Source organism: Desulfocurvus sp. (assembly GCF_023230885.1).
Lineage (GTDB): Bacteria > Desulfobacterota > Desulfovibrionia > Desulfovibrionales > Desulfovibrionaceae > Desulfocurvus.
In genome coordinates this window covers 1-6,054 of the sequence record NZ_JALNWM010000208.1, presented here as the reverse complement: position 1 = coordinate 6,054, position 6,054 = coordinate 1, and the positions used below count along the sequence as shown (strand labels likewise).

The window sequence follows — 6,054 nt, the reverse complement described above, 5'->3', positions numbered from 1 at the left end:
TGGCGGAGAGGAGAGGATTTGAACCTCCGACTGAGTTTCCCCAGTACACGCTTTCCAGGCGTGCTCCTTAAACCTGACTCGGACACCTCTCCGCGAAGGAGTGCCTATGTAGTAAAAAGCCGGGCGCTTTTCAAGGCTTGGGGGGCTGAAAAATGAAGAAATCCGCATGGGGGCGGATTCCTTCGCTTTTTGACCCGGACGGGCGTCCCGGGATCAGTGGCCTTCGGGGCGTTTGGGGGCTTCGGGGGGCTCGGGCTTGCCGGGGGCCTTGTCCTTGGGGTGCCAACTGCACTCCGCGGCCGGGCCTCAACCCCGGATGCCCAGCCTGGGGAAGACGAGTTTCACCAGTACGATGTAGACGGCGACGACCCCCAAGAGGGGCAGCAGGTTGTCCATTGGGCCTCCTTGCGGCCGCGTGGGCCGCGTATCCGCAAAGCTAAGGCCTGGGCGCGCGGTGTCAATGCCGGGCCGTCGCCGCGCGGCAGCGGCCTTTGCGCCGCCCCGCGCCTCGCGCGGCGCCCGCCCTTCTCAGGACGTGCGGGCCCGGAGGGCTTGGGCCGCGCCGCAGGGCGTCATCTGGTGCGGCCCGCTAGGCGTAGAACGCGCGGATGGCCGCGCAGACTTCTTCCACCTGCCCGGGCTCCAGGCCCGGATACAGCGGCAGGGAGAGCACCTCGGCGCCCAGGCGCTCGCTGAGGGCGAGGTCGTCGGCGCGCATGGGCGCGCGGCCCTGGGCGAAGAGCGGCTGGCGATGCCCGGGCACGGGATAGTGGACGGCCGTGCCGATGCCGCGCGAGCGCAGGTGTTCCATCAGCGCCTCGCGGCGCGGGGCGCGCACCACATAGAGGTGGTAGACGTGGTCGCGGTCCGGCGCCGTGGCGGGCAGGATCAGCGGCGTGCCCGCCAGCAGGGCGTCGTACTGCCCGGCCAGGGCGCGGCGCGCGGCGTTGTCGGCCTCCAGGCGCCCCAGGCGCAGGCGCAGGAACGCGGCCTGCATCTCGTCCAGCCGGCTGTTCACGCCGGGCACGGCGCTGTGGTAGCGGCTGGACTCGCCGTATTGGCGTTCCAGGCGCAGGGCGGTTTCCGCGTCGCCACTGTCGCAGCAGACGGCGCCGCCGTCGCCCAGGGCGCCGAGGTTCTTGGTGGGGTAGAAGCTGAAGGCCGCCAGGGCGCCGAAGGTGCCCGCGCGTCGGCCTTTGTAGGTGGCGCCGTGGCTCTGGGCGCAATCCTCGATGAGCGGCAGGCCGTGCCCGGCGCACAGGGCACCCAGTTCGTCCAGGTCGCAGGGCTGGCCGTAGAGGTGCACGGCCATGACCGCCCGCGTCCGGGGGCCGATCATGCGCGCGGCGCTGGCCGGGTCCAGGGTGTAGGTGTCTTCGCGGACCTCGGCGAACACGGGTGTGCATCCGGCGGCCAGCACGGCGTGGTAGCAGGGCAGGGCCGTATGCGCGGGCAGGACAACCTCGCCCCCCGCGCAGCCCAGGGCGCGCAGGGCCAGGACCAGGGCGTCGGTGCCGCTGTTCATGGCCACGCAGGCGCCCCGGCCGAGCCAGGCGGCGAATTCGGCCTCGAATGCCTCGACCTCGGGGCCCATGAGGAACCAGCCGCGCTCCAGCACGCGCTCGAAGGCGGCGCGCAGGTCGTTCTCGCAGGGGGCGAGCTGGATCTTGAGGCTGTTGAAGGGGACGTTCATGGCGCCTCCAAAGACGGGTTGGGGTGCGGCGGGGGGCGCAGACGGCACGCGCCCCGGGCGGCCCGGCAAAATCCGGCTGCCGCCCGGGGCGCGCTGTCGCGGCCGGGGCCTAGGCCTTGGTGGCGCCCAGGGCCCTGGCGTATTCGGCCTTGAGCGAGGCAATCAGCTCGCCCACGGAGACGATCTCCTTCACGCGGTGCACGTTGGCCCCGGCGAAGGCGAAGCCGTGCTCCAGCCTGCCCTTGACGGCGTTGGTCAGGGCGGCGGCGATGCAGTACGGGCTCTTGGTTATGTCGCAGGTCTTGATGCAGTGGAAGGGGCAGCGGAACGGGCGGCGGCGCCCCTCGCGCACGGCCTCCAGGAACTTGCTGTGCACCGCGCGGCCCGGCAGGCCCACGGGGCTTTTGATGATCTCCACGTCGGCCTCGGTGGCCTTGACGAAGGACTCCTTGAAGCGGATGTCGGCGTCGCATTCGTGGGTGGCCACGAAGCGGGTGCCCATCTGCACGCCCGAGGCGCCAAGGGCCAGCATCCTGCCGATGTCCCCGCCGTCGTAGACCCCGCCCGCCGCGACCACCGGGATGCGCCGCCCCTTCTGCTCCTCGAAGGGTCGCACGGACTCGATGACATCGGCCACGAGCTTTTCCAGCTCGAAGGCGGGGTTGTCGATCTCCTCGGGCTTGAAGCCCAGGTGCCCGCCCGCCTTGGGGCCCTCGACCACGAAGGCGTCGGGCAGGTAGTCGAAGCGCGAGAGCCATTTCTTGCAGATGATGGCCGCCGCGCGGCCGGAGCTGACGATGGGCGCAAGCTTGGTGCGCGCGCCCTCGGTCAGGTAGCCGGGCAGGTCCAGGGGCAGGCCCGCGCCGGAGAAGATGATGTCCGCTCGCTCGCGCACCGAGGTGCGCACCATGTCGGCGAAATTGGTCAGGGCGACCATGATGTTCACGCCGACGATGCCGTCGGTCTTTTCGCGGGCGGCGCGCAGCTCGTTTTCCAGGGCCCGGACGTGGGCCTCGGAGTCCTTGGCGGCGGCGTTGTCCTTGAAGCCGATCATGGCGGCGGCGATGACGCCGATGCCGCCCTCGTTGGCCACGGCGCTGGCCAGGCCGGACATGGAGATGCCAACGCCCATGCCGCCCTGGATGATGGGCACCTTGGCCACCAGGTCGCCGATGCACAGCTCGGGCATCTTGATTTCCGGCATCTGGAGCTGGGGCATCCTGAGTTCGGGCATCTTGAACTCGGGCAGCTTCAGTTCCGGGAGCTTGAACTCGGGTATCTTCACTGGCGTGTCCTCGCTTGCGCGCCCCGGGCCGGGGCGGGCTGTGGGGTCCGGCGCGGGCCGCGCCGGGGGCTCATTTCACGGGAAAGCTCGCTCCGGTCAGGCGCTCGTAGGCTTCCACATACTTGGCCCGGGTGCGCTCCACCACCTCGGGGGTCAGGGCCGGGGGCGGGGGCGTCTTGTCCCAGGGCTGGGCCGAGAGCCAGTCGCGCAGGTACTGCTTGTCGAAGCTGGGCTGCCCCTGGCCGGGGGCATAGCCGTCCACGGGCCAGAAGCGCGAGGAGTCGGGGGTCAGCACCTCGTCGATGAGAATCAGCCCGGCGTCGGTCATGCCGAACTCGAACTTGGTATCGGCGATGAGGATGCCGCGCCCGGCGGCGTAGTCGCGCCCGGCCTTGTAGATGGCCAGGGCAGCGGCCTGGGCCTGGCGTACCACGTCCCGCCCCGCGGCGGTCATGGCCTGTTCCACGGTGATATTCTCGTCGTGGCTGCCCAGCTCGGCCTTGGTGGACGGCGTGAACAGCGGCTCGGCCAGCTTGTCGGACTCGCGCAGCCCCTGGGGCAGGGTGTAGCCGCAGACCTGCCCGGTGGCCTTGTAGTCCTTCCAGCCCGAGCCGGTGATGTAGCCGCGCACGATGCACTCCACGGGCAGGGGCCGGGCGCGGCGCACGATGACCGCGCGGCCCTCCAGGGCGTCGGCGTGGCGCGCCAGGGGCGCCGGGAAGCGCGACACGTCGGATTCCAGCAGGTGGTTGGGGATGATTTCGCCGAACTTGTCCATCCAGAACAGGGTGATGAGGTTCAGGACCACGCCCTTGTACGGGATGGGTTCGTTCATGATCACGTCGAAGGCGCTCATGCGGTCGGTGGTGACGATGAGTAGGCGTTCGGCGTCGATCTCGTAGATGTCGCGGACCTTGCCGCGCGAGAGCAGGGGATATTCGGCGATGTCCGTCCTGGTGACCACTTGCATTGCGGTTCCTCGCTTCGGGAAAATTGTTTTACCTTACGCCAAAGGCGCCGGATTTGGAAGAGGCCCGCCAGCGCCCGGCCCGGGCGGGCTCCCGGCAGCTAGCCCCGGCGGGCCTCGACGGAGCGGGCGTGGGCCTCCAGGCCCTCCATGCGCGCCAGGCGCGCGATCTTGTGCGCGTTGGCGGCGGTGAAGGCCGGGCTTGTGGCGATCACGCTGGATTTCTTGATGAACGTCTGCACCGACAGGGCCGAGGAGAAGCGCGCCGTGGACAGGGTCGGCAGCACATGGTTCGGCCCGGCGAAATAGTCGCCCACGGGCTCGGGGCTGGTGTGGCCCATGAAGATGGCCCCGGCGTGGCGCACGCGGCCAACCAGCGCCCAGGGGTCGGCCACGGCCAGCTCCAGATGCTCGGGGGCCAGACGGTTCACGAGGTCCACGGCGGCGTCCAGGTCCGGAGTGAGGATGGTGGCGCCCCAGGCTTGCAGGGCGCGGGCGGCGATGTCCGCGCGGGGCAGCAGCTCGGCCTGGCGCGCAAGCTCGGCGCGCACGGCCCGGGCCAGGGCCGCGTCGGGCGTGGCCAGGATGGCCGAGGCCAGGGGGTCGTGCTCGGCCTGGGAGAGCATGTCCGCAGCCAGCCAGGCCGGGTCGGCGCTGGCGTCGGCGATGATGGCGATTTCGCTGGGCCCGGCGATCATGTCGATGCCCACGCGGCCCATGAGCAGGCGCTTGGCCGTGGTCACGAAGATGTTGCCCGGCCCGGCGATGACATCCACCGGGGCCACGGTGGCCGTGCCGTAGGCGAAGGCGGCGATGGCCCACGCGCTGCCCATGCGCACCACCTCGTCGATGCCCAGCAGCGCCGCCGTGGCCAGGAGCACGGGGTCCAGGCTGCCGTCGGGGCGCGGCGGCGAGGCCACGCAGATGGAGCCCACCCCGGCCACCTGGGCCGGGATGGCGTTCATCAGCAGGCTGGAGACCAGGGGCGTCTGCCCGGACTGCCCGCCGGGAACGTAGAGCCCCACGCGATCCACGGGGCGGACCATCTGGCCGAGGATGGTGCCGTCGGGGCGGGTGGTCCACCAGGAGTTTTCGCGCTGGCCCTCGTGGAAGGCGCGGATGTTGGCGGCGGCCTCGGCCAGGATGTCCAGGTCGGCGGCGGGCACGCGCTCCCGGGCGGCGGCGATCTCGGCGGCGGGCACGCGCAGGCCCCGGGGGGTCAGGGTCTGGCAGTCGAAGCGCCGCCCGTAGTCGGCCAGGGCCTCGTCGCCGCGGGCGCGCACGTCGGCCAGGATGTCGGCCACGGCGCCGTCCACGGTGGCGCCGGGCTCGGCGCGGGGGGTGAGCCATTGCTCGATGGCGGGCCAGGACTCGGGGCCGGAATATGCCAGATCGCGGCAGGGCATGGGCGGGGTCTCCTCGGCGGTGGATTGCGGCGCGCGGCGCCGTGCGGGTTTGTATAGAGGAGCGCGGGCCAAAAGTCGAGCCGCCAGCCGCGCCCGGCCGGGGCGGGGGGGCGGGGCGGCGCGCCCCGACCGGCGAATGAAAAAAGGGCCGGAACCCGAAGGTTCCGGCCCGTGGTGGTGGGCGTCAGCAGATGGTCAGGCCACAACTAGAAGTTGTAGCGCAGGATGACGGTGAACTTGTAGGCGTTGTCCAGATCGGAGTTGGCGTTGCCCCACACGTCCTCGTCGCGGTCGACGTTGACGTAGCCGAACTTGCCGGCCAGGGACAGGTTCTCGTAGATCTGGTAGGTGGAGTCGAAGTTCACTTCCCAGAAGGAGTCCTCGTCGGTCAGGATGGGGGTGACGCCCAGCAGGCCGGCGCCGTACTTCTTGATCAGGTCGGAATCGGTGGTGCCCTTGCCGTAGGCGATGGTCAGCTTGTGGGTCAGGTTCTCCACGAAGCTGATGTCGTCGATGATCAGGGCCAGGGCGGCGTAGTCGGTGCGGCCGCCCAGGATGCCGCCGGACTCGGTCCAGGCAGCGCCGTCGAAGCCCAGGTGGGTCAGGCCGAAGCCGCCGGAGCCGACGCCGGTGTTGGCCAGGGTGGGCAGCACTTCGGAACCGTCGGTCGGATCGTCGTCGTCACCGGTGCCGTACATGAGGG

Annotated in this window: 4 protein-coding genes, 1 tRNA gene and 1 pseudogene; all 6 read right to left on the bottom strand. The window is 70.7% G+C overall.

The window, feature by feature from the left end:
* Positions 1–92: transfer RNA gene (locus M0P34_RS13070), tRNA-Ser, on the bottom strand.
* Between the two features lie 497 nt (positions 93–589).
* Positions 590–1,693: a DegT/DnrJ/EryC1/StrS family aminotransferase gene (locus M0P34_RS13065; protein WP_291499853.1), complete on the bottom strand. Its 1,104-nt coding sequence runs from the start codon at positions 1,691–1,693 to the stop codon at positions 590–592.
* Between the two features lie 109 nt (positions 1,694–1,802).
* Positions 1,803–2,888 (bottom strand): nitronate monooxygenase family protein, encoded by a 1,086-nt coding sequence (locus M0P34_RS13060; protein WP_291499855.1) that lies wholly within the window; start codon positions 2,886–2,888, stop codon positions 1,803–1,805.
* 160 nt (positions 2,889–3,048) lie between these two features.
* Positions 3,049–3,948 carry a phosphoribosylaminoimidazolesuccinocarboxamide synthase gene (locus tag M0P34_RS13055; protein ID WP_291499851.1) on the bottom strand — a complete coding sequence of 300 codons (900 nt, stop codon included), beginning with the start codon at positions 3,946–3,948 and terminating at the stop codon, positions 3,049–3,051.
* A gap of 98 nt (positions 3,949–4,046) precedes the next feature.
* Positions 4,047–5,351 carry a histidinol dehydrogenase gene (hisD, locus tag M0P34_RS13050; RefSeq protein ID WP_291499849.1) on the bottom strand — a complete coding sequence of 435 codons (1,305 nt, stop codon included), beginning with the start codon at positions 5,349–5,351 and terminating at the stop codon, positions 4,047–4,049.
* A gap of 206 nt (positions 5,352–5,557) precedes the next feature.
* A pseudogene (locus M0P34_RS13045) lies at positions 5,558–6,054 on the bottom strand (porin); the annotation flags it as partial.

What these genes read in the sequence shown, in the direction of transcription:
- hisD (WP_291499849.1), bottom strand. Translation starts at nt 5,351, where the DNA reads ATGCCCTGCCGCGATCTGGCATATTCCGGCCCCGAGTCCTGGCCCGCC.
- M0P34_RS13055 (WP_291499851.1), bottom strand. Translation starts at nt 3,948, where the DNA reads ATGCAAGTGGTCACCAGGACGGACATCGCCGAATATCCCCTGCTCTCG.
- M0P34_RS13065 (WP_291499853.1), bottom strand. Translation starts at nt 1,693, where the DNA reads ATGAACGTCCCCTTCAACAGCCTCAAGATCCAGCTCGCCCCCTGCGAG.